The sequence below is a fragment of the Prochlorococcus marinus str. MIT 9211 genome (assembly GCF_000018585.1).
GTDB classification, from domain to species: domain Bacteria; phylum Cyanobacteriota; class Cyanobacteriia; order PCC-6307; family Cyanobiaceae; genus Prochlorococcus_D; species Prochlorococcus_D marinus_B.
Genome location: NC_009976.1, coordinates 411,326 through 430,099, shown reverse-complemented (window position 1 = coordinate 430,099; position 18,774 = coordinate 411,326). Strand labels below are relative to the sequence as shown.

22 protein-coding genes are annotated in these 18,774 nt (G+C 40.5%); 10 read left to right on the top strand and 12 right to left on the bottom strand.

Annotation, left to right across the window (positions count from 1 at the left end; all coding sequences use genetic code 11):
* Positions 1 to 2: 2 nt before the first annotated feature.
* On the top strand, positions 3 to 905 hold the full coding sequence (locus tag P9211_RS02280; protein ID WP_012195010.1) for a S66 peptidase family protein: 903 nt from the start codon (positions 3 to 5) through the stop codon (positions 903 to 905).
* On the opposite strand, the gene ispD is transcribed toward P9211_RS02280, so the two are convergent.
* Entirely contained in the window at positions 886 to 1,566 is a 681-nt protein-coding gene (gene ispD / locus P9211_RS02275) for a 2-C-methyl-D-erythritol 4-phosphate cytidylyltransferase (protein WP_012195009.1), read from the bottom strand. The genes P9211_RS02280 and ispD overlap by 20 nt on opposite strands.
* Before the next feature lie 122 nt (positions 1,567 to 1,688).
* Between ispD and fabG the strand changes: the two genes are divergently transcribed.
* Positions 1,689 to 2,441: a 3-oxoacyl-[acyl-carrier-protein] reductase gene (gene fabG / locus P9211_RS02270; protein WP_012195008.1), complete on the top strand. Its 753-nt coding sequence runs from the start codon at positions 1,689 to 1,691 to the stop codon at positions 2,439 to 2,441.
* Between the two features lie 79 nt (positions 2,442 to 2,520).
* Here the strand turns inward: fabG and P9211_RS02265 are convergent, their stop codons facing one another.
* Positions 2,521 to 2,823 (bottom strand): hypothetical protein, encoded by a 303-nt coding sequence (locus tag P9211_RS02265; protein WP_012195007.1) that lies wholly within the window; start codon positions 2,821 to 2,823, stop codon positions 2,521 to 2,523.
* Positions 2,824 to 3,024: 201 nt separating this feature from the next.
* Here P9211_RS02265 and P9211_RS09675 point away from each other — a divergent pair, with 201 nt between their 5' ends.
* The gene (locus P9211_RS09675) at positions 3,025 to 3,186 is read left to right on the top strand and encodes a hypothetical protein (RefSeq protein ID WP_012195006.1); all 162 of its coding nucleotides are present in this window, start codon (positions 3,025 to 3,027) and stop codon (positions 3,184 to 3,186) included.
* Between the two features lie 105 nt (positions 3,187 to 3,291).
* Here P9211_RS09675 and P9211_RS09635 read toward each other — a convergent pair whose 3' ends face one another.
* Positions 3,292 to 3,573 (bottom strand): hypothetical protein, encoded by a 282-nt coding sequence (locus tag P9211_RS09635; protein WP_162465531.1) that lies wholly within the window; start codon positions 3,571 to 3,573, stop codon positions 3,292 to 3,294.
* A 23-nt stretch (positions 3,574 to 3,596) separates the two neighbouring features.
* On the opposite strand from P9211_RS09635, the gene groL reads away from it, so the two are divergent.
* Positions 3,597 to 5,294, top strand: a complete 1,698-nt coding sequence (gene groL, locus P9211_RS02255) for a chaperonin GroEL (RefSeq protein WP_012195004.1) — start codon at positions 3,597 to 3,599, stop codon at positions 5,292 to 5,294.
* Positions 5,295 to 5,358: 64 nt separating this feature from the next.
* On the opposite strand, the gene P9211_RS02250 is transcribed toward groL, so the two are convergent.
* The 5 genes from P9211_RS02250 to P9211_RS02230 form a co-directional block, all read right to left on the bottom strand.
* Positions 5,359 to 5,895 carry a hypothetical protein gene (locus tag P9211_RS02250; RefSeq protein WP_012195003.1) on the bottom strand — a complete coding sequence of 179 codons (537 nt, stop codon included), beginning with the start codon at positions 5,893 to 5,895 and terminating at the stop codon, positions 5,359 to 5,361.
* A 4-nt stretch (positions 5,896 to 5,899) separates the two neighbouring features.
* On the bottom strand, positions 5,900 to 6,754 hold the full coding sequence (locus P9211_RS02245; RefSeq protein ID WP_012195002.1) for an ABC transporter permease: 855 nt from the start codon (positions 6,752 to 6,754) through the stop codon (positions 5,900 to 5,902).
* Between the two features lie 65 nt (positions 6,755 to 6,819).
* Positions 6,820 to 7,833: a daunorubicin resistance protein DrrA family ABC transporter ATP-binding protein gene (locus P9211_RS02240; protein WP_012195001.1), complete on the bottom strand. Its 1,014-nt coding sequence runs from the start codon at positions 7,831 to 7,833 to the stop codon at positions 6,820 to 6,822.
* An 80-nt stretch (positions 7,834 to 7,913) separates the two neighbouring features.
* Positions 7,914 to 8,915, bottom strand: a complete 1,002-nt coding sequence (locus P9211_RS02235) for a heme o synthase (RefSeq protein ID WP_012195000.1) — start codon at positions 8,913 to 8,915, stop codon at positions 7,914 to 7,916.
* A complete protein-coding gene (locus P9211_RS02230; RefSeq protein ID WP_012194999.1) occupies positions 8,908 to 9,774 on the bottom strand; it encodes a COX15/CtaA family protein in 867 nt (288 codons plus the stop codon). Before P9211_RS02230 ends, P9211_RS02235 begins: the two co-directional genes overlap by 8 nt.
* Between P9211_RS02230 and P9211_RS02225 the strand changes: the two genes are divergently transcribed.
* The 5 genes from P9211_RS02225 (at position 9,756) to P9211_RS02205 (ending at position 13,647) form a co-directional block, all read left to right on the top strand.
* Complete coding sequence (locus tag P9211_RS02225) at positions 9,756 to 10,067, top strand: hypothetical protein (RefSeq protein WP_143703323.1); 312 nt, start codon at positions 9,756 to 9,758, stop codon at positions 10,065 to 10,067. The two genes, P9211_RS02230 and P9211_RS02225, sit on opposite strands and share 19 nt — an antisense overlap.
* Positions 10,037 to 10,912 (top strand): cytochrome c oxidase subunit II, encoded by an 876-nt coding sequence (locus tag P9211_RS02220; RefSeq protein WP_012194997.1) that lies wholly within the window; start codon positions 10,037 to 10,039, stop codon positions 10,910 to 10,912. Before P9211_RS02225 ends, P9211_RS02220 begins: the two co-directional genes overlap by 31 nt.
* The gene (gene ctaD / locus P9211_RS02215; protein WP_012194996.1) at positions 10,909 to 12,567 is read left to right on the top strand and encodes a cytochrome c oxidase subunit I; all 1,659 of its coding nucleotides are present in this window, start codon (positions 10,909 to 10,911) and stop codon (positions 12,565 to 12,567) included. Before P9211_RS02220 ends, ctaD begins: the two co-directional genes overlap by 4 nt.
* Positions 12,568 to 12,570: 3 nt before the next feature.
* Positions 12,571 to 13,191, top strand: a complete 621-nt coding sequence (locus P9211_RS02210) for a cytochrome c oxidase subunit 3 (protein ID WP_012194995.1) — start codon at positions 12,571 to 12,573, stop codon at positions 13,189 to 13,191.
* 93 nt (positions 13,192 to 13,284) lie between these two features.
* Positions 13,285 to 13,647, top strand: a complete 363-nt coding sequence (locus tag P9211_RS02205; protein ID WP_012194994.1) for an AbrB family transcriptional regulator — start codon at positions 13,285 to 13,287, stop codon at positions 13,645 to 13,647.
* Between the two features lie 57 nt (positions 13,648 to 13,704).
* Here P9211_RS02205 and P9211_RS02200 read toward each other — a convergent pair whose 3' ends face one another.
* Positions 13,705 to 14,370, bottom strand: a complete 666-nt coding sequence (locus tag P9211_RS02200; RefSeq protein ID WP_012194993.1) for a riboflavin synthase — start codon at positions 14,368 to 14,370, stop codon at positions 13,705 to 13,707.
* Between the two features lie 396 nt (positions 14,371 to 14,766).
* On the opposite strand from P9211_RS02200, the gene P9211_RS02195 reads away from it, so the two are divergent.
* Positions 14,767 to 15,903 (top strand): aldo/keto reductase, encoded by a 1,137-nt coding sequence (locus tag P9211_RS02195; protein ID WP_012194992.1) that lies wholly within the window; start codon positions 14,767 to 14,769, stop codon positions 15,901 to 15,903.
* Here the strand turns inward: P9211_RS02195 and P9211_RS02190 are convergent.
* The 3 genes from P9211_RS02190 to P9211_RS02180 are packed head-to-tail and all read right to left on the bottom strand — an operon-like array spanning position 15,892 to position 18,754.
* Positions 15,892 to 16,893 carry an ABC transporter substrate-binding protein gene (locus P9211_RS02190; RefSeq protein WP_012194991.1) on the bottom strand — a complete coding sequence of 334 codons (1,002 nt, stop codon included), beginning with the start codon at positions 16,891 to 16,893 and terminating at the stop codon, positions 15,892 to 15,894. The two genes, P9211_RS02195 and P9211_RS02190, sit on opposite strands and share 12 nt — an antisense overlap.
* A 29-nt stretch (positions 16,894 to 16,922) precedes the next feature.
* On the bottom strand, positions 16,923 to 18,125 hold the full coding sequence (gene cobT, locus P9211_RS02185; protein ID WP_012194990.1) for a nicotinate mononucleotide-dependent phosphoribosyltransferase CobT: 1,203 nt from the start codon (positions 18,123 to 18,125) through the stop codon (positions 16,923 to 16,925).
* Positions 18,110 to 18,754, bottom strand: a complete 645-nt coding sequence (locus tag P9211_RS02180; protein ID WP_041391406.1) for a DUF2232 domain-containing protein — start codon at positions 18,752 to 18,754, stop codon at positions 18,110 to 18,112. The genes cobT and P9211_RS02180 overlap by 16 nt, the downstream gene beginning before the upstream one ends.
* Between the last annotated feature and the right edge of the window lie 20 nt (positions 18,755 to 18,774).

The following is an 18,774-nucleotide window of genomic DNA, read 5'->3' as shown; positions in this document are numbered from 1 at the left end:
ATATGCTCGCTATTAAGTCAGAAACCATTCCAAAACCTCTCAAAAGCGGGGACGAAGTCATAACAATTGCTGCTAGCTCAGCTGTTAAAGATCAAGATTCTCTTATTGCAGGGTTAAAAGTTTTTGAAGGGTGGGGACTACATTGTCGAGAGCACAGTGTCGTAGGGCGTCATTGGGGCTATCTCGCTGGAAGCGACAAAACAAGATTAAATGAACTTCATCCCAAGAAATCTGCAGCTCTCAAGGCATTTGCTAGAGGTGGATGGGGAGCAGCAAGGCTATTAGAACATCATCAACCCTGGGAAAGAGGATGGCTTCTTGGGTTCTCAGACGTCAGCTCTATTCTCCTCTCTAGGCTCTCTGCAGGATTTAGCGGAGGCATACATGGTCCTTTGATCACTTCTTTGGCATATGAGCCTGCATGGAGCAAAGAAAGACTAAAATCTATTCTTTTTGGAGAATTAATACCAGACCTATATGGAGAGCCCTGGATTGGCGGCTTAGCAAAAGGGCCCTTAGTTGCATGCAATTTAACTGTGGCATCTCATCTACTTGGTAGTAGCCATATCCCCGATCTAAAAGGCGCAATTTTAATCATTGAAGACATTGGAGAAGAGCCTTATCGGGTGGACCGAATGTTGACCCAATGGAGATTAGCAGGGTTACTCCAAGGGCTTGCAGGACTTGGATTTGGCAATTTTGTTAATTGCGTAGATCCACAAAGTATTGAAGTAGGTGAAGGATTTAGAATTGATGAAGTTTTAAAAGAAAGATCTAAGGGCCTCAATATCCCAGTAGTTGGGAATCTACCTATTGGTCACCTTTGCGGAAATGCAGCACTTCCTATTGGAAGCCAAGCATTACTTGATGGAGAGCGAGGAATACTTAGGATTGTCTCTTCATAGCAATTATTGACTGGGCAATTGACAAATCAAATGGAGTTGTGACCTTTATATTTGATGGAGAAGATTCGAGAATCCTTACTGGCCAGGCTAGTTTTTCGAAAAGTGAAGCATCATCTGTGACATTCCAATTTTTAGCAATAGCTGTCGCATGACCTTCCTTGAGTTGTTCAACTGAAAATCCCTGGGGCGTTTGAGCGGCCCACAATTTAGATCTATCTGGAGTACCTGATATATAACCATTACTATCAACTGTCTTTATTGTGTCGACAACTGGCGTGGCAGCAATGATGGCAACACCCTTCAAAACCATCTGTGCACACTGATCAAACAACTCAGGCTCTACTAAACATCTAGCTCCATCGTGTATTAATACATGTATTGCTTCATCAGGCAAAGCAGCTAATCCTTTTTGAACTGACTCTTGACGCGTTTTACCCCCATTTATCCATTGGACAGGTTTAGAAAAATCCTGAACAATCTGCATAATTGCATGTTTATCGCAAGGCTGGCCAATAATGCCAATCCATTTAATTGAACTAGCCAAAGCAACTGACTCTAAAGTCCATTTTAAGATGGGTTCTCCCTCTATTTGCAACAACAACTTGTTGCAATCTGCACCCATTCGGCTGCCACTACCTGCTGCTGCAATTAGCAAATGCAAAACAAATTCCTCTCAATAGAAAAGTTCAAGACTTTTGATCAATCATCACTCAATTTCTTTACTTTTTACTTGAGTCGAAACTAGTTTTCTTCTTACGATTACAAACAATCAAAAAAAAAACAATGACTAATCAAAATCTTTGTGAAGGGCAAACTGTTTTAGTAACTGGAGCCAGTAGAGGTATTGGGCGAGCAATTGCTTTAAATCTTGCTACAACAGGCGCAGAAATTGTTGTGAACTATGCGAATTCTGCCGAAAGCGCCAAGGATGTCGTCCAGGCAATCACCGCTTCAGGAGGCAAAGCATATTCACTTCAAGCCAATGTCGCAGATGAAGAATCTGTAAATGATCTAATAAAAAAAGTCTTAGAAAGAAGTGGCCGAATAGATGCCCTAATCAATAATGCAGGCATAACTAAAGACGGATTATTAATGAGGATGAGAACAGAAGATTGGCAGTCAGTTATTAATCTCAACTTGACCGGGGTCTTCCTTTGTACAAGGGCGGTAGCAAGACCCATGCTTAAGCAGAAAACAGGTCGGATTGTAAATATCACTTCCGTCGTAGGTCTAATGGGTAATGCTGGACAAGCAAATTATGCTGCAGCAAAAGCTGGAGTAGTGGGTCTAACAAAAAGCACAGCCAAAGAGTTTGCCAGTAGAGGCATAACAGTTAATGCAGTAGCACCTGGGTTTATTGAGACAGATATGACAAAAGACCTTGATTCAGAACAAATCCTCTCTGCAATTCCACTAGGTGAATTTGGAAGTCCAGAGCATATTGCTGGAACAGTGCGATTTCTTGCCACAGACCCAGCAGCAGCTTATATAACTGGACAAGTTTTACAAGTAGATGGAGGTATGTTAATGAGTTAAAAGCCCTACTTTTTAAGACTATGTATTCGAGTTACAAGGATGAACTGAAGGGGAAAAGGAATAGGCGAAAATCTTGCTTTTAACTTCTTCCAAGCCATGAAGGAGCACCAGTAAACCAATCACCTAAATCATCTTGATCAGGATTAAAACTTGATTCTGGATCTGAAGATCCTAGATCGAGCTCATTAATCAATTTATCAATTGGATTATTAGCTTCAAAATTTTGTTGAATCCTAATAGCTCTTTTCAACCAATTTGAAACGGTTTGATCTCTACTTGCAAATTTATTTATATAGACCCTTTCTTGAAGTGTAACCAACTCTCCATTTGAAAGCCTTGTAAGGATCTTCTGTATCCGAAGTCGAGTAGCTGTTGAGAGCATTGACTTAGTGTCGAGCTTATACTTTTATAAATCGAACTCGAAATGATGCAATAGTTTCTCGAAATGTACATCTTATTACGTCACAAAAAAGTGAATCAAAAGAAACTAAGCGGACTAGGCTCTATTCTAAAAATGCCGTTTCATATAGACATGTTCTACTGCTAAGTAAACAAGGAATCTAAAAAACCACATAACTAAGATATGAAAAGTTTCTTAACCACAGGCAGATCTAAATGGATATTTGCAATTGGGTTGATTGCTATCGGAGCAGGATTTACCGCTAAGCATGTGACTTCCTACCCTCATGAGTGCTTACCCAGTAAGTCTCTTGAAATAAGCATATTACCTCAATCACTGCCATGACTTTTACGGATAACTTAGGAAGATTATTTGTTGTGATTAGTTTTGTTCATAACAACTAGTACGAAACTTTTAATTTTTATCGTTAGTTAATACTCTCTACTTCTTTCAGCTCTCAAGCGGCTGACCCAATTCATCTCTTAACTTACGAATACGCTGTAAAAGCTTTAATCTTCTACTTCTGGCAGTTGCTGTAAGAAATAAACGCACTGGGAAGTATATCAACGTCATTGTGCCTGCCAGCCCTGCCATCAGCACAAAAAACAAAGCTCCTGGATCATTCATATTTGGACCATACCTACCTTTCAGGATTGTTGAAACTAAAAATGTCCAAAGCATTCGGCTTTCCCCACTTATTAACACATCCCATTTCGTAAGAGTGTTATTCAAACTGATGCCAGTAACAAACAAAAATGGCCAAACTCCTTAGTTCTTCAGATGAATCTAGAGGCGCCCTTGAGAAAGGGGTAGATGCACTTGCCAACGCAGTAAAGGTAACCATTGGTCCCAAAGGCAGAAATGTAGTACTAGAAAAGAAGTTTGGAGCTCCAGATATAGTTAACGATGGGGTCTCCATAGCCAAAGACATAGAACTAGAAGACCCCTTTGAAAACTTAGGTGCAAAGCTTATTGAGCAGGTTGCTTCTAAAACGAAAGATAAAGCTGGTGATGGCACAACAACAGCCACTGTTTTAGCTCAAGTAATGGTTCATGAGGGACTAAAAAATACTGCCGCAGGGGCAAGCCCTATCGAGCTTCGTCGTGGCATGGAAAAAGCAGTTTCATTCATAGTTGAAAAATTGCAACAAAAAAGTAAAGGCATAAGTGGCAATGAAATTCTTCAAGTAGCAACGGTTAGTTCGGGTGGTGATGAAGAGATCGGGGAAATGGTGGCTGAGGCCATGGAGAAAGTCAGTGTAGATGGTGTAATTACAGTCGAAGAATCAAAGTCCTTAAACACTGAGCTGGAAATAACCGAAGGGATGGCTTTTGATAGAGGTTATAGTTCGCCTTACTTTGTTACTGATGCTGACCGTCAAATTTGCGAGTTTGAAAACCCTTTACTCTTAATAACCGATAGAAAAATTAGCTCCATAGGTGACCTAGTCCCTGTTTTAGAAGCAGTCCAAAAAAGTGGCTCTCCTTTAGTGATTCTTTCTGAAGAAGTTGAAGGAGAAGCATTGGCAACTTTAGTAGTAAATAAAAATCGTGGAGTTTTACAAGTAGCAGCTGTTCGCGCCCCATCATTTGGGGAAAGGCGTAAAGCAGCTCTTGCAGATATTAGTGTTCTAACTGGAGGGACATTAATAAGCGAAGATAAAGCAATGTCATTAGAAAAAGTTTCTCTCTCAGATTTAGGTAAAGCCAGAAAAATAACCATTACAAAAGACTCGACAACTATCGTTGCTAATGATGACCATCGCAAAGCTGTGGAGTCACGAGTAGCTTCTATTAAAAGAGAATTAGATAGCACTGATTCTGATTACGACCGAGAGAAGTTGAATGAGCGAATAGCAAAACTTGCTGGGGGAGTAGCTGTAATTAAAGTAGGGGCGCCAACTGAAACAGAGTTAAAGAATCGAAAACTTAGGATTGAAGACGCTTTAAATGCAACTCGTGCTGCAGTAGAAGAAGGAATTGTTGCAGGAGGTGGGAGCACTCTTCTTCAATTAAGTAATGAGCTCAATAGTCTTTCAAAAGAGTTAAGTGGTGATAAGAAAACTGGAGTTGACATAATTAAAAAAGCCTTATCAGCTCCAGCCAGGCAAATAGCTGTAAATGCAGGAGAGAATGGAGATGTTGTTGTATCTCAAATTGAACAACTGGGGAAAGGCTTTAATGCTGCCACAGGACAATATGAGGACCTTCTTTCCACTGGCATAATCGATGCAGTGAAAGTAATACGACTAGCACTTCAAGATGCAGTTTCAATCGCTTCACTAATCATCACTACAGAAGTAGTAATTGCCGACAAGCCTGAACCACCAGCAGCTCCAGGGGCAGAAGGGGCTGGAGACCCAATGGGTGGTATGGGTGGTATGGGTGGTATGGGTGGTATGGGTGGTATGATGGGTGGCATGGGTGGCATGGGTATGCCTGGAATGATGTAATCCTTATCAATTCAAAATTATCGAAACCACATCATATATTTGAGAAAAAAGATGGAACACTGTACTAAGAAGCCTTAATAGAATTATCTTCAAAAGAAGGTAGCCATCTACGTAAATGGCTAATTTCAGGAGATGGTGGTGCAGGTGCTATAACAGGCGATGAATCACTTAATGTGTTCTCAATTTCTTCCGCTTCATTCGTAATGACAGCCTGAGCATATTGAGTTTTGCTCAAAGGTTCGCAAGAAGTTTGATCTATCTCTAATTCTCCCAGCAAGTCTTTCTCACACCTGGCAATAGGCTTTAAACAGTCTTCAACAGAAGTATCAAACTTTGAGGTGTTGCCAAAAGATTCAATCGGATCATTCTCAAGTGTTGCTATATCATTAATATCTTGAATAGATGCAAAAGGTTCTCTAACTAACAATGTTGAGTCTTGAACCTCAGGCTCAAGCAAAGTTTCCAACCCATAGCGATGAACCCATTGTGCTTTCAAGGCACAAAGCTGCTTGTCATCGTTCAATGCCATAGCTTCAGTGATTTGATTCTGAAGAGATGCTTTTCTGAAAGAAATGAATTCCGTTTGTTTTGTTGAAGTCACAGGCTCAAACAAGTTTGCGGTTAAGGAGTGGACGAATGGCTAGATACAGTCCAATTGTTAGAACCGTAAGAAGAGCTAAGCATCCATATCCTGTTACGTCTCCATATGGAGCATGAATAAGGACTGTGCTTAGTTCAATTGAACCGCTATAAGCAATTCGTATAGGTTCTATTGCAAAGGTAAGGGGATTAATCGCTGCTAGCCAGCCTAACCAAGCAGGCATGAAAGAAATTGGAACCAAAGCAGTGCTTGCAAAAAGCAAAGGAAGGTTGACTACAAATATGACTGCAATAAGTTCAATATGTCCTGGCAAAATGAATGCCAAGCCTAAACTCAATGCCGTAACACCAAAGACCAATATCAAGAGGGTTAGCAGTACCAACAGAATCCCTTCCGAGTTTGGCCAGCCATAGCCAATAAAAAAAGACATCCCCATAATTGCAAGGCATTGCAAGATAGTAATAGACGTTATGTAAATCACAGAAGCAGCAACTATTGAACTTCTACTTTGGAGAGGAGCAACTAACAAGCGATTTAAGAATCCGAACTCACGATCAAACATCACTGGTAAGCCTGCATTAAGGGCTCCACTGAAAGCAGTAAATACAATGATCCCTGCACCTAAGAACCGTCCATAATCCATCTCTCCTGGCAATATGCTCTCTGGCGCATTAGAGAACAATGCTCCAAATAAAACCAACCAAATTAATGGCTGTAAAATACCAGCAATCAAAGTTGATGGACGACGTATTAATTGGAGAAATAATCTCTTGGTTAAGGCCATGGTTTCTTGGCTAAACTCCGAGAGCTTTGACTCTTGCCCCCGGATATTAGAAGAAATTAAAGTAGGCGTTTTCATTAATTGATTTAGCAGGTTTTAAAAAGAAGGTTTAAGTTGTAGCAAATACAACGCAACTTTTGCTATCACCTCATTGACTTCTTTGCCTCGCCCTTAATATCCCGCTTGCCAGCTACCTCCAATTCTACATCTGCAATTGTTCGGCCAGTTGCCTGCAAGTAAACATCATCCAAGCTTGGTCGACTTTCAGATAAAGCGAATACATCGAATCCTGACTCAGTTAACTTTGCCCTCAACTTTTGCAAAACATCTTGATCATCAACGACAAGGTTTAATGAGAATCCCTGTGCTCTATTCACAACAACTTTTCCCACTCCCTCAATTTCTTTTACCAATTGTTTTATTTTCTCTGATTCTCTTTCATCACTAAATTCCCTCACTTTAAGTGTTATGCGATTACCTCCTAATTTATCTTTAAGCTCTTGAGGTGATCCATACCCAATGACTTGTCCTTTGTCAATAATCGCCATCTGGTCAGCGAGTGCATCAACCTCCTCAAGGTAATGACTACTAAGAAGAATTGTTGTTCCTTTTTCTCGAAGATCTCTTAATAAGTTCCAGATCGTTGACCTACTCTCTATGTCCAAGCCAACGGTTGGTTCATCCAAAATCAATAACTTGGGCTGATGCAGTAAACCAGAAGCAAGGTCAAGCCTTCTTTTCATACCGCCTGAATAAGAACCTAAGCGTCGATCAACCCATTCACCCATCTCAAGTTGACGAACCAACTCTTCTATACGTAGATCCCGATCATTTCTACTCAAATGATAAAGATCGCCATGTAATTGGAGAAGTTCTCTTCCAGAAAGGATTTTATCAATTGCAATTTCCTGAGCTACATAACCAATGTTTTGCCTTATATAGCGAGGGTTCTTTAAAACATCTACGCCTGCCACTATCGCATTACCTGAATCCGGTGCTAACAAAGTACAAAGGATTCTCAAAGTAGTACTCTTACCGGAACCATTCGGACCAAGAAGACCAAAAAGAGAGCCCTCCGGAACTCTTAAGCTCAATTTATTCAAAGCCTTTACTGAGCCATAAGACTTCACGAGATCATGCAGTTCAACCAGTGACATTAAAAAAGGTGATCCTTTAAGTGAATATTAGAAATATAGAAAGTAAATTCAATTGCATTAAAAACTCTAGATCTTTTTATTTAAGCAATAGAAAGAGTATTAGCAATGTTTGTGAATAAAACAATGCCCTGACTATGAAATTGACTCGCCAATGGGAAACGACTAATTACAAGTAAAAGACAAATGCCAAACATATAAAGGATAGACCAACGGAAAAGTCCTTTTGCATTTGTTAAATCATCTGGATCGGAAGCTAGTCTATGAACCATCTGAAGCAATCTTCCATTAAAAGGTATTAATAAAAGCCCATACAAAAGACCACCGTCAGGCAAGGCAAAAACACCGAATGTGCTCAAAAAAACCGTTGCCCAGCCATAACGAGATATGGCCCTCGCCGTAAAGACAGAGCCTTTTACTACTGGAAGCATTGGTATGCCAACAGACCTATAGTCATCCTTCAGAAGAATTGCCAAGGCCCAAAAATGAGCTGGAGTCCATACCATCACTAACGCAAATAACCACCATCCACTCAGTCCTACATGCCCAGTAGCGGCAGCAGCTCCAACCAAAGGAGGAATTGCTCCTGCCACTCCCCCAAAAACAATGTTTTGAGATGTACGTGGCTTAAGCAATGCTGTATATAGCAAGACATAACAACATATACCTAACAACGACAAACCAGCGGCAAGACAGTTGACTCCACTTACTAAAAGGGTGGCAGCGGCCAAAGTACAAGAGATAGCACCTGCAAAAACAGTAGAAGGTGATAAACGTCCAGAAGGCAATGCTCTTGAACTTGTCCTTTCCATACGACCATCAAGATCCTGCTCCCAAAGGCAATTCAATGCACCTGCAGCAGCAGCGGCAAGGGCTCCACCACCTAGCGTGCATGCAAGCCTAGGAGAGGGTAACGGCCAACCCTCACTTAAAGCCATCCCTCCTAATGTGGTAGCCAGCAACAAAGGAATCAATCTTGGCTTTGCGACTTCCAACCAAGCAGGAAGCTTTACCAACTTTCTAGAAGGTACAAATTTATTACGGCTAGAGGGATTCTCAAGAATCTGTGAGGTTGAACTAACCATGACAGGCCTCAAAAGCTGAATCTACAAAGTTCCTCGAGCAAGTCAAAGGAATTAAGTTAGGCCTACGAAAACTTAAAGCAGCGGTAAACGCAACTAATAAAGTAGCCACCAACTGATGAAAAACTGTCACCAAAGGTTCATTCAGATTCAAATGAACAGAAAAGACACCAAGCATAATTTGCAAAATCAATAAACCAGAAATAGCTGCCAAGAAAGGCCATTGTTCTCTAAACCAGCCACCTTTGTATAAAGAAAAGGCAACAAAAGAGATGATGCATAAGGCAACAGGAAACGCTGTAAAGCGATGTAGGTCTAACCATTGGCAATCAACAGTCTGAGCGATACACCTTCGGGCTGACCATGTAGTAGCCACCCTTCCTCCAACAAGGCTCTGCACAATGACTGCTAAAAGGGAGCATCCACTTGATAACTTCCACCAAACAGGGGGCTCTGTACCTTCATTCTGAAGAAGTCTCTGAACTAATCCACTCATAAGAGCAACTAAGCTCAAAGCTATTAGCAAATGAGAGATCACCACAATTGATGATAGAAGCTCAAAAACTGTCAAAGCACCTAAAGCACCCTGCAAAAGAATCAAAAAAAGTACTACTCCATTTATCCATGGAAACCATTTTGGCAAAAGAGATTTATAGGTTAGGGAAAAAAAGAATTGAACTAAGATAGATACCCCAACAAAAAACGCATCCAGGCGATGAAACCACTCAAGGAAGACCTGTATGTTCATTTGTCCTTTTGGGAAAAAGGACCCATAGCAAAGAGGCCAATCAGGGCAAGCCAAGCCAGCCTCCATTACCCGAGTGGCTCCGCCCACAACAACTAATGCAACAAGAGCCACCACAATATGAGCAGACAATTGTCCCAGACGATGCCGAGCGGTCGATGGAGATAAGCTTAAATTCAGATACTGAAAAATGGATTGTCATTGAGCAAGGTAGCTATTTACAGCCTTACAGCACGCTATTTACAGGAGTACAACATCTAAATAATCAATTAAGTCTCCCATTCCTGACAAAAGCAAGGAAAATAATGATTATTTCTCATGGAAACTTTGTACAAAAGAAAGAAAATCTATCGAATGTCCTTTGCAAGATAATTACTGAATGCGCAAATGGTTATTTATTAATAACCTAGGTATATATCTTGGGAGTTTGATATTGCCGTCCTTAACGGCCATCTATACGATTCTGATTAGTTTAGGTCTAATCATTGGAGGGATTTGGGTAGGCAGCAACGTGAATCTACTTCCTGTTGTTGCTAGTTCTAATGCTCCAATATATGACGAGCTATTCAAGGTTCTCTTCATTATCGGAACCCTTTTATTCTTTGGGATGTTAGGCCTAGTAGTTTATAGTCTTATTCAATTTCGAAGGAAACCAGGACAAACAGGTGATGGCCTTGCAATAGAAGACAACCTTCCACTAGAAATTTTCTGGACAGCAGTTCCTGCAATAGTAATATTATTTGTTGGGCTTTATAGCTATGACATATATGAGCGAATGGGTGGGATGGAATCACTAGGGGCTAATAATCAACACCACCATCAAATGGCTTCTAAACAAAGAATTTGGGGTGGCATTGGCTCTAAAGACAAGTCTATGCAAGGAGCTAATGGAACATTAATTCCAGTTGAAGTAACTGCAATGCAGTTTGCTTTTCTTTTTCATTATCCAGATGGTGACATTATTTCAGGAGAGCTTCATGTGCCGATTGGACAACCAGTGACTATGAAGATGGAGTCAAAAGATGTTATACATGCTTTCTGGGTTCCCGAGTTTCGTCTCAAGCAAGACGTGATCCCTGGTCAACCAACAATATTAAATTTCACACCGACTAGAGTAGGTAAATACCCAATTATTTGCGCAGAGTTGTGTGGCCCATACCATGGAGGCATGCGCTCAACAGTGGTTGTTGAAGAGCTTGAAGACTACCAAAACTGGTTCGCAAAGAATGCCAAAAAGCCTGACCTAGAAGTATGACAATTTCAATTCCTCCAACAACGCCTAATAATTCAAAAAGCCTTCAACCACAAGGCTGGTTGCGTTATTTTAGCTTTAGCCTAGATCACAAAGTAATAGGGCTTCAATATTTAGTTTGTGGGTTTGTTTTTTATCTTATAGGTGGTGCACTCGCTAGTGCAATAAGAATTGAGTTAACAAGCCCAGTCTCAGACTTTATGCCTAGGGATGTATACAACCAAATATTGACTCTGCATGGAACAATCATGATTTTTCTTTGGATTGTTCCAGTAGTCAATGGAGCCTTTGGCAACTACTTGATCCCTTTCTTTGTAGGGGCTAGAGACATGGCTTTCCCTCGACTAAACGCTGTCGCCTTCTGGTTAATACCCCCTGCAGGGTTAATGCTCATAACAAGCTACTTTATAAATGGTGCTGCGCAGTCAGGTTGGACTGCATATCCACCCCTGAGTATCACCACGCCTGCTGCAGGCCAAATCATCTGGATTATAAGTGTCTTGCTATTAGGAGGAAGTTCGATTTTTGGCGGTATCAATTTTATAGCAACTATTCTCAAGCTTCGACGACCAGGACTCAAGTTAATGCAATTGCCAATGTATTGCTGGGCAATGCTAGGAACAAGTTTTTTAGTTGTCCTCTCCACACCTGTTTTAGCAGGAACCCTAATTCTCTTAAGCTTCGATATTGTTGCTCATACAGGCTTTTTCAACCCAGTTCTTGGTGGGAATGTAATCGTCTATCAACATCTTTTTTGGTTTTATTCCCATCCAGCTGTTTACATTATGGTACTTCCGGCATTTGGTTTGGTAAGCGAAATACTACCCGTACATAGCAGAAAGCCTTTATTTGGCTACAACACTATGGTTTATTCAATAATGGCAATCGTTTTTTTAGGGTTAATCGTCTGGGCTCATCATATGTTTACCAGTGGTACCCCCCCCTGGATGAGGCTCTTCTTTACAATTGCGACAGCATTTATAGCAGTACCAACAGGTATAAAATTTTTTAACTGGGTAGCTACTCTTTGGGGAGGTCGTATATCTGTTAACACAGCAATTCTTTTTTCATGCGGTTTTATTGTTAATTTTGTTTTAGGTGGAATAACTGGAGTTGCCTTGGCTCAAGTTCCTTTCGATATCCACGTTCATGATACCTACTTCGTAGTAGCCCACTTCCACTATATAGTTTATGGAGGGTCAGTTTTTGTAATCTTTTCATCTATTTACCACTGGTATCCAAAATTCACTGGAAGAATGCTCAATGAGAATATTGGCCGGCTTCACTTCATAATTACTTTTATTGGATTCAATCTATGCTTTGCTCCTCAACATTGGCTAGGTCTTAATGGAATGCCAAGGCGTGTAGCTGAATATGATCCTCAATTTGCTTTTGTAAATCAATTAAGTAGCGCAGGGGCTCTCTTAATGGCAGTAAGTACTATTCCTTTCTTATGGAATATTATATATAGCGCTTTTAAAGGCCCAATCGCTGGTGACAATCCTTGGCAAGCATTAACCCCAGAATGGCTTACTAGCTCACCGCCTCCCGTAGAGAATTGGCCAGGAGAAGCCCCTCTAGTCACCAAGCCTTATGGTTATGGTCAGAAGCCACAAAAAGAAAAGAATCCTTCTATTGGAAATGCCAAGGAGACTTAATTAATGACAACTATTACACCACTTGATGATAATCCTCAAGAATCAATACCTAATTCAAAGGAAAAGGAATCTCAACATGAGCACGAAGACCATAGATTATTTGGGCTTATAGCTTTTCTCGTTGCTGACGGGATGACCTTTGCTGGATTTTTTGCAGCTTACTTGACCTTTAAAGCAGTCAACCCATTACTCCCTGATGCAATATACGAGCTCGAACTACCTCTACCAACTCTAAACACTATTTTGCTTCTTGTAAGTAGCGCAACATTTCACCGTGCTGGTAAAGCATTACAACGTAGTGAAGCAAGAATCTGCCAAAAATGGCTTCTTTTTACCGCAGGTCTTGGAATTGCTTTCCTTGCAAGTCAAATGGTGGAATACTTCACTTTGCCTTTTGGCCTTACCGACAATTTATACGCGAGTACTTTCTACGCTCTTACTGGTTTCCATGGACTTCATGTAACACTTGGGACTCTGATGATTTTGATTGTTTGGTGGCAAGCCCGTTATCCCGATGGACGAATAACAAACAAAAACACATTTCCTCTAGAGGCAGCTGAACTCTATTGGCACTTCGTAGATGGAATCTGGGTAATTTTGTTCATCATCCTCTATCTACTTTGAAAAGAAAATTTGATACCTAGAGAGAAAATTTAAAAATACTTCTTGCCACAATTGCAATTTGTCGTCAGAATTAATAAAGATTAAAACTCATAGATGCTAGTAGGCAAGGAACTCCTCGACAAAGCCAGATCTTTAAGCAATCATCCAGAGGATGAAATTGCAAGAGGTTGTGGTTATGTAGGCCCTAGTGGGAGGGTCCTTCGTAAGAGTTTCTATAGAGCATTAGTTCAAGCAAAGGGATATAAATTACGCTCAAATGGTCCTGGTAGGCCTGGCAACAGATCACCAAGAGGACGGCAAGCTGAATTTCGTACTAAGGTTCATGGGAATGGAAACCTTCTAATAGGTCATGCATATACAAAAAAACTTGGTCTCGTCCCAGGCCAAGAATTCAGAATTGATGTGAAAAAAGATTCTGGTGCAATAAGTTTGCTTCCTATGGAAAAGAAAAGCTAATTCTCTAAAAAATTTTGTCAGACTTGAACTACAGCCAATTTAGTTAATGCAAATACTTTATTGCCAGCCCTGATTCACCAACCAATCAGTGGAGATATCAGGTTGGTTATTACTAAGTTTTTGATTATTGGAGGGAAATCTTTCTAATAATAGTTTTTCGGCATATTTAGCCATAAGATCCGCCTCAAGGTTCACCAAGTCACCTATGCGCAGATATTGCAAAGAGGTATTGATCCAAGTATGAGGAATTACAGCTATTGAGAAGACCTTCCCTTCTTTTTTCTGTCCGGAGACAGTAAGGCTTATGCCATTTAAGCAAATGCTTGCTTTATCACATATATATTTTGCAAAGCTACTATTTTGCCAATTAATTTCTAAATTCCATGAATTAGGTAAGTTATCTAGAGAGCTTACGGTCCCTAGTCCATCAACATGTCCACTTACCAAGTGTCCGCCTAACCGATCAGAGAGACAAAGTGCTGGTTCAAGGTTCACAAAGCCCTTCTCTGCAGCTTTCTTACCAAGAGTTGTTCGTTGTAAAGTTTCTTCACTTATATTTGCCAAAAAACCATTTCCACGAAAAGCTGCGATTGTTAAACAAACCCCATCAACTGAAACACTGTCACCAATATTGATTGAAAAAGGCAGCTCATTCCCCTCTACAAATAGGTTATTACCTTGGTATTGAACCTTAGCTACTGCTTGAATAAGACCTGTAAACATTATTTTAAGAAGCTATAAAGAAAGATATTAGCCATAGTCATAGCAACAAAATTTAGAGGATCGATTGAACTCTAAGTGCTCCTGGGGAACCAAGCTCAACCCACTTTTCTGGGAAAGTCTTAGAAATCAAACGCATACTGCTTACCTTCAACAATACCCAAACTAACAACATTATTACTACTAAAACAACTCAATCATTTCATAAAACACCTTTTACTAATGCATTAGTAATTTCAAGATAGAAATTCCTATTACAATGAAAAATCTTCTTTTAAAAAAGCTAAAACGAAACCATCTGAACCTTATAGAAAATGAGCTTAAAGCAAAGCTCAATTCAATCAAATTAGTCAATTCAGGAATGCCAAGAAGAAATTCCTCAAAAACTTTTAGAAAGCAATGAAAATTGTTCGAAGACCTTTTGGAAAAGAAGTGGAAGTCAGCCTGTTCACATTAGGGACCATGAGAGCCCTTGAGTCTTCTGAAGCAATGTATGCGGTAGTTAAAGAGGCTTGCTTGGCTGGGATCAATCACATAGAAACTTCTCCTTCATATGGACCTGCTCAAAAGTTCCTAGGCGAATCTTTACAAAAACTTAGATTTCATAAAATCAATCCTCAGAATGGCTGGGTAGTCACAAGCAAGATCCTTCCAGGCATTACCTTCTCAGAAGGCCAAAGGCAACTACAGCAAACTTTAGTAGACATTGGGATTCCAAAGATTGACAATCTTGCAGTTCATGGTCTTAATCTTCCTGAACATTTAACATGGGCCCTACATGGAGACGGGATTAAACTGATTCAGTGGGCTAAAGAAAAAAATCTTATTGCCCAGTTCGGGTTTACCTCTCATGGTGATCAATCCCTTATAGAGAAAGCTATAAAAAGTCGCCAATTTAATTTTTGTAGTCTACATTTACATCTTCTCGACCAAGGTAGGCTCCATCTTAGCAAACTTGCTTTGAATCAAGACATGGGGGTAATGGCTATTTCACCAGCAGACAAAGGTGGTCACTTGCATACTCCAAGTCAAACCTTAATTAAAGATTGCTCTCCAATATCTCCTATCGAATTGGCATATAGATTTCTATTAGCTCAAGGGGTCAGTACATTAACACTAGGAGCCAATAAGCCAGAAGAGCTCTCTATAGCTAAAAAGCTAGTAGCAGCAAATGGGCAATTAACCAAAGCAGAGGAAGCCTCTATGAATCGTCTATATCAAGAGGGGAAGCGTCGGCTAGGGGATACTTTATGTGGGCAATGTCGAGAATGTATCCCATGTCCAAACAATGTTCCAATACCTGAGATATTGCGATTGCGAAACTTATCTATCGGACATGATCTAACTTCCTTCTCAAAAGAAAGATATAACCTCATAGGGAAAGCAGGGCATTGGTGGGAAGAGGTTGATGCTAGTGCTTGCAAGAAGTGTGGGGATTGTCTACCACGTTGTCCAAATCATCTAAAAATACCGGACTTACTTGAACAAACACATCATCACTTATTAGATAGACCTAAAAGAAGATTATGGGGTTGACTTAAGCCAACGGTCTTCAAGAATTTTTTGATCCCATTCATCTAATGGAGATAAAGACCAAAAACGATCAAAAACTTCTTCTGAAGAGAATATAATTGACTGATGTTCTTTTGGAAGAAAATTAATTGCCTTGAGAGTTTCCGAATAAGAAAGGGGAGGGAGCCAACCCTTAGAAATAAGCCGACCCATTAAAGGTAATTCCCATGCCTCTTTGATCCACGAATAAGGCAAAGGCTCTTGTGACATTTTAGGTCTAGTTAAGATAGTCCAATTCAGAGGTGCTCCTTGATTTGGTATTACTACTCTCAGTCTAGGGTCTTTTGAAAGTGCTCCCATGCAATGCTGTAGAGGCAATACGGCCACCTTTGCCCTCCCAGATATAATCCAATTCAAGGCATTCTGATCATCAAAAGTTATGGCCTGGCCTCTTAAACGTCTTAGCTCATCTTGATACCCCATACGATCAGCTAAAGACATGACAAGTCTTGGACTGCTGGGTAGAACTATCTTGCCTTCAAAGTCGGGCTCAAGTAGTACTTCCCACGTTTCTTTAGCCTTAGGTAGCCAAGTCCCTCCTCCACGAAAAAGCATTGCCCAAGGAGAGAATCCAACTGGAAACAATTTGCTCGCAATATCAGGACCAAAGCTACTTAAGAAAATAATTGCTTGTCTATTAAGACGACCTTGAAGTTTAGCTTCACCAATAGGTTGAACAGTTTTAAAGTCTAAGGTTCTCAGCCACCCATCTCCAATCGCAATTAAATCTATCTCCTTTGCAAAATAAGTTTTATATGGATCAGTTGAAATATTTGAGTCTAGTAATTTGAAGCGCCACTCTGATGGTAAAGATTTTAATAGCTCCTTAGGTAAAATGCCATGAAAAGAACCCAATGTTGCCTTCTTACTGATACCGCAACTAGACAAACCCAAAACACCAGCCACGATGCCTAATCGAAGAAAATCTCTTCTTCCTAGAAGTAAATCGTTCATGATTTAAACCTAAGCATGAAATGGCGCACCTAACCAATATTATTCAATTGATCAACTGCGATTTCACATTCTTCAAGCAATGTTTGACAACTAATCCCATTAATTTGTGCCAAAAGAGCTAGTGCCCCAGCACCAACTCCTTCTTTTATAAATCCCAATTCATAATCTCGTAAAACTTTCTTCGAACTATTGTGAAAACGCAATCCACTGGATAATCCTAGAAGATCCACATTAAAAAAGTCAGCAAAAGTCTTTATTAAACTAGTGAAAGAGCTTTGCTTTTGAGGCTGAACAATTACCTCCTCTGCAAGCCATGCTGTTGTTCCAATGGCAATCTCTCTTACAAAATCAGATCTATGTGTCGAATCAATAGTTGACAAAGCAATACCCAAAACAGCAACCATTTGACTGCCTCCTCCTAACAAAACAGGAACTCCTGCCTCTCTGGCTCCTAGAAGTAATCCTGCACCTACGGCTTGAAATGGATCACCTACAGCAGCTAATAATTTTTTAGGGTGTGATTTTGGTCCAATATCTGAACTTGCCAACCCTTTTGCAACCAAATTATTCTTTAACCTCATAGGAGGTACACGATTACTACCACTAACCAAATCTCCTACAGACATCCCTAACCCTGTTAACACAGCAAGAGCAGTAGTCGTTCCACCAGGCACACATTCCGCAAGCAAAAGAGGATGGCACAACCTACGCCCCATTACGATCCCTTTCTCCCATAAGTCTTCTACACGATTAAGATCCATTGCCTTACCAGTGCTCAAGCATTTAGCAGGGCCATAAGAAAGCGAATCTATCGCTATATGAGGAAGGCAAGGAGTTTCTAGCAAGCCTGCAGTAAGAACCCTAGGCTTTAGCGCTAGTAATTTAGAAGCGACATGGCTGATGAGTGCAGGAGAAACACCTGCTGGTAAAGGGGGCAAAGGCCACGTCCTTGAACAAGAAGGCCCTTTAATTAAAAGCTCGGCATCTGCTACTGCCGTATACCTTCTGGAGTCTATAGTCGCACCAGCTGCAGAAATTCCCTCCACCTCAGCAGTAAGAGAGCCTGCTAAAACTAAAAGAAAGTCAATATCCCTAATAGAACAATTCCAACTCTTTAACCAATTGTCGACTTTCATAGGTGTTATTCCAACACCAAATGCCTTGCATCCAAATGGAAGGCTAGAGTAAGAAAAACTTTTGACCAAATTAATACATTCTAAGTTGGCTCCCAACCGATTAGACCATTCAATAAACGAGGGGGATGAGGTATTGAAGCGCTAAGTCTAGGAAACACCCAAAAAGCTACTGCATGCAATGTAAGGACAAAAATCAATTCTTGAATAACCACTAAGGATAAAGCTGCCAACTGTATAAGCGCCATATCAGGGATCAAAGGAAGATTAAAAATATCAATAATCCTTTCTAATAGAGCCGAGGCGGCACGAGTAATTACAACCCAAAGGTTCTCGCCCACCAAAATTGACAAAAACAATACTCTTATAAGAAATCCTATAGTTCCTAAAAAAGCTCCAACACTCCAACTCAACCACCAACTCAACTTTCTACACCAACTCCAACCCAGCCAAAGTGAAAGGAATCCATAGGGGAACAGAACCAAAGGGCCTCTAATAGGTCCCATTAAAACAATCAATAACATTATCAGTAGTGACACTCCTTCCAATCCAGCCTGATGACCTCTCCTGACCTGTAAAAGGGCTAAAGGAAGAGGTAAAGCAAGCCTAAAGAAAGCACCACCTACTGGTAGGTAATAAAGAGCTATCCATATCAAAGCTGTTGCTGCAGCCAAATAAGCAGTTTCAACCAATCTGATTGATTGTTCACGTGCTACTGAAGTAGACAAAGTTGATGTGTTGTCTTTTA

What these genes read in the sequence shown, in the direction of transcription:
- P9211_RS02235 (WP_012195000.1), bottom strand. Translation starts at nt 8,915, where the DNA reads ATGGTTAGTTCAACCTCACAGATTCTTGAGAATCCCTCTAGCCGTAAT.
- P9211_RS02190 (WP_012194991.1), bottom strand. Translation starts at nt 16,893, where the DNA reads ATGAACGATTTACTTCTAGGAAGAAGAGATTTTCTTCGATTAGGCATC.
- P9211_RS02245 (WP_012195002.1), bottom strand. Translation starts at nt 6,754, where the DNA reads ATGAAAACGCCTACTTTAATTTCTTCTAATATCCGGGGGCAAGAGTCA.
- fabG (WP_012195008.1), top strand. Translation starts at nt 1,689, where the DNA reads ATGACTAATCAAAATCTTTGTGAAGGGCAAACTGTTTTAGTAACTGGA.
- P9211_RS02220 (WP_012194997.1), top strand. Translation starts at nt 10,037, where the DNA reads ATGCGCAAATGGTTATTTATTAATAACCTAGGTATATATCTTGGGAGT.
- P9211_RS09675 (WP_012195006.1), top strand. Translation starts at nt 3,025, where the DNA reads ATGAAAAGTTTCTTAACCACAGGCAGATCTAAATGGATATTTGCAATT.
- P9211_RS02195 (WP_012194992.1), top strand. Translation starts at nt 14,767, where the DNA reads ATGAAAATTGTTCGAAGACCTTTTGGAAAAGAAGTGGAAGTCAGCCTG.
- P9211_RS02265 (WP_012195007.1), bottom strand. Translation starts at nt 2,823, where the DNA reads ATGCTCTCAACAGCTACTCGACTTCGGATACAGAAGATCCTTACAAGG.
- P9211_RS02205 (WP_012194994.1), top strand. Translation starts at nt 13,285, where the DNA reads ATGCTAGTAGGCAAGGAACTCCTCGACAAAGCCAGATCTTTAAGCAAT.
- P9211_RS02225 (WP_143703323.1), top strand. Translation starts at nt 9,756, where the DNA reads ATGCAACAAGAGCCACCACAATATGAGCAGACAATTGTCCCAGACGAT.
- groL (WP_012195004.1), top strand. Translation starts at nt 3,597, where the DNA reads ATGGCCAAACTCCTTAGTTCTTCAGATGAATCTAGAGGCGCCCTTGAG.
- P9211_RS02280 (WP_012195010.1), top strand. Translation starts at nt 3, where the DNA reads ATGCTCGCTATTAAGTCAGAAACCATTCCAAAACCTCTCAAAAGCGGG.
- P9211_RS02210 (WP_012194995.1), top strand. Translation starts at nt 12,571, where the DNA reads ATGACAACTATTACACCACTTGATGATAATCCTCAAGAATCAATACCT.
- P9211_RS02200 (WP_012194993.1), bottom strand. Translation starts at nt 14,370, where the DNA reads ATGTTTACAGGTCTTATTCAAGCAGTAGCTAAGGTTCAATACCAAGGT.
- ctaD (WP_012194996.1), top strand. Translation starts at nt 10,909, where the DNA reads ATGACAATTTCAATTCCTCCAACAACGCCTAATAATTCAAAAAGCCTT.
- P9211_RS02240 (WP_012195001.1), bottom strand. Translation starts at nt 7,833, where the DNA reads ATGTCACTGGTTGAACTGCATGATCTCGTGAAGTCTTATGGCTCAGTA.